2 protein-coding genes are annotated in these 3113 nt (G+C 33.9%); both read left to right on the forward strand.

What is annotated here, in order from left to right; genetic code table 11:
* The first annotated feature begins 591 nt into the window (after positions 1–591).
* A complete protein-coding gene (locus MK119_RS24110) occupies positions 592–1287 on the forward strand; it encodes a hypothetical protein (protein WP_290684273.1) in 696 nt (231 codons plus the stop codon).
* Positions 1288–1290: 3 nt separating this feature from the next.
* The coding region (locus tag MK119_RS24115) for a flotillin family protein (RefSeq protein WP_290684275.1) at positions 1291–3113 on the forward strand (1823 nt) is incomplete at its 3' end.

The following is a 3113-nucleotide window of genomic DNA, read 5'->3' on the forward strand; positions in this document are numbered from 1 at the left end:
GATAAGACAGCTGTCTTATCTGTGTTTTAACTATTTTTAATCCTAATAAAACTGTAACGGTTTTTTAGGGCGTGTCAATTAGGGATTATTTTTAGACTTTTGTTTTAATACAAATTACTATATATGATTCGTGTCTATAAGTATTCAATCTTTTAGTTTGATCAAATCTTTTTAAGCAAAATGAGAGGATCCGATTTCAAAACATATAGTACAACTTTATCTCTCGAATAAATTTCAAAGAAACTTATCAATTTTCTATTGAGTTAAATTAATAACGTTAAAAATATTTTGTAACAAAATTTCTATTGTAACTACTAACAAATGTAAGGTTAAGCATACACCCTTGGAGCTTCAGGAATGTCAGGTATTGAATTTGTAACTTAAACGTATTGTACCATCTTACTTTAAGAATAATAAAACGTCCCCCAAAAGATTAAAACATTTTAGTCAATATATAGGATTCGGAGGAAATTCCATACGTATATTGTTGACAACAAATGAACAATAGCTTATTATTTTTGTAATAAGAAATACAATAAATAGCTTACATTGTCATGGTCAATATTGACTTTAAAAACAACATCAACTAGTATGAATCAAATTATCGACATAGCGTTTTCTCAGGTGAATATCTTCTTAACAGTAACAATGCTGATACTGATTGCGTATTGGCTATTTACAATGTTGTCTGGACTAGATTTTGACCTAGATATAGACGTAGATGTCGATGTTGATGCAGATTTGCAAACGGGTACTTTTACGGAAGCTGTAAATACAGAAATACATGATAATTTATTGCAATCAGCAGACGGAACAAGACGTGAGTGGTGGCAATCCGCATTAATCTATTTCAACTTTGTTGGCTTACCTTTTATGTTTACACTTACCTGTTGGATTTTTAGTTGGTGGGTATTATCAAACATAGCAACGATCTATACAGATAGTTATCATACTACTTTTGGTTATGTAATGGTCTTAGTGACCTTAATACCAGCACTACTACTTACCAAAATAATTACCTCTCCTTTCAAAGATTTCTTTGAGGGATTAAATCCTGATGGTACAGAACCCATCTATTTTATTGGTATGAAAGCTACAACAAAGTCTCAAATAGAAAGTGACAAAATAGGAAGTATTGAAGTAACGGTAAATGCAAAATCCATTATTCTATATGCTAAAACAAAAAACAATGAACATATTCCCTTCAATCATGAAGTATTAATAACCAAACACTCAGAAGATAAAAAATTTTATTACGTAGAATCATTAAATAAATTATTAGAATAAACTATGGAAAACATCAGCACTTTTATTGGAATAGGATTAGGACTCTTACTGTTTCTAGTCATTATTTACATTGCAATTGTTGCATTATTTTACAAAAAAGTCCCACAAGGAAAAGCACTAGTACGTACGGGTAGAGGCGGAACCAAAGTCGCTACAGATAAAGGACTCTACGTGATTCCATTATTTCACAGAGTTGAAATCATGGACATCTCTGTAAAAAAATTGCAAATTGAACGAATGGGAATAGATGGCTTAATCTGTAAAGATAATATGCGAGCAGATATCAAAGTAGCTTTCTTTATTCGTGTAAATGATGAAGTAAGCTTTATAGAGAAAGTAGCGCAAACAATTGGTTGTGAACGTGCTTCGGATATTTCTACACTAAAAGATCTTTTTGAAGCTAAATTTTCGGAAGCGTTAAAAACCGTAGGTAAAAAATTCGATTTTACTGAACTGTACGAAGCACGTATGGAATTTAGACAAGAAATAGTGGGAATTATTGGAACCGACTTAAATGGTTACGTTTTAGATGATTGTGCTATTGACCACTTAGAACAAACCGCCGTACAACATTTGAAGCCAGATAATATTTTAGATGCGCAAGGAATTAAGAAGATTACCGAGCTTACTGCTATTCAAAACATAAAAGCGAATCAGATTAAGCGTGATGAAGAAAAAACGATTCGTAAGCAAGATGTAGAAGCACAAGAAGCAATTCTCGCATTAGATAAACAATTGGCTGAAAAAGAAGAACAACAAAAACGAGAAATTGCAAACATAAAAGCGAGAGAAGAAGCGGAAACCTTAAAAGTAGCTGAAGAAGAACGTTTAAAGTCTGAATCAGCACGAATTGCCACTGAAGAAAAAGTACAAGTAGCAGAAGAAAACAAACAACGTCAAGTGATTGTGGCAGCTAAAAACAAGCAAAGAACTGAAGCTGTAGAAACCGAAAGAGTAGAAAAAGACAGAATGTTAGAAGCTACAGAACGTGAGCGTATTGTAACCTTGGCTCAAATTGAAAAAGAAAAAGTGGTAGAGATAGAAAAGAAAAATATTCAAGATGTAATTCGTGACAGAGTAATGTTAGAAAAAGGTGTTGTAGAAGAGCAAGAAAACATGAAAGACATTGAAGCATTCAAAACTGCTGATCGTGAAAAGCAAGTGAAGATAACGATAGCAGAGGCAAATGCACAGGAAGAATTAATCAAAACAATAAAAGCTGCTGAAGCACAAAAAGAAGCTGCAAAACAACAGGCAGAAGAAATTAATATAGAAGCTGAGGCGAAGAAACAAGCAAGCGCAAAAGAAGCTGAGGCTCGTAAAATATTAGCAGAAGCACAAGCTAAGGAAGAAGCTACTTTTGGATTGTCAGAAGCAGAAGTAATGCGAGCAAAAGCAGATGCAAATGAGCGTCAAGGATTGGTGGAAGCATTAATTATTGAAAAGAAAGCAAAAGCTGAGGCTGCTGGAATAGAAGCAAAAGCAGAAGCAATTAAGAAAGAAGGAATGGCTGAAGCAGAAGTTATCAAAGAAAAAGCGCTGGCAGATGCAGCTGGAATCGAAGAAAAAGCAGAAGCAATGAAGAAGTTAGATGGTGTTGGTAAAGAGCACGAAGAGTTCAAGTTGCGTTTAGAAAAAGAATTACAGGTTGATCTTGCTGAAATCAACATTCAAAAAGAAATTGCTGATGCACAGGCGAGTGTGATTGCCGAAGCGTTAAAAGCAGCGAATATTGATATTGTTGGAGGCGAAACCATGTTCTTTGAGCAAATTATAGGTCAAATCACAAAAGCAAAAGGATATGACAGATTGGTACAACACTCTGA

Source organism: Kordia sp. (genome assembly GCF_022447245.1).
Lineage (GTDB): Bacteria > Bacteroidota > Bacteroidia > Flavobacteriales > Flavobacteriaceae > Kordia.

What these genes read in the sequence shown, in the direction of transcription:
- MK119_RS24110 (WP_290684273.1), top strand. Translation starts at nt 592, where the DNA reads ATGAATCAAATTATCGACATAGCGTTTTCTCAGGTGAATATCTTCTTA.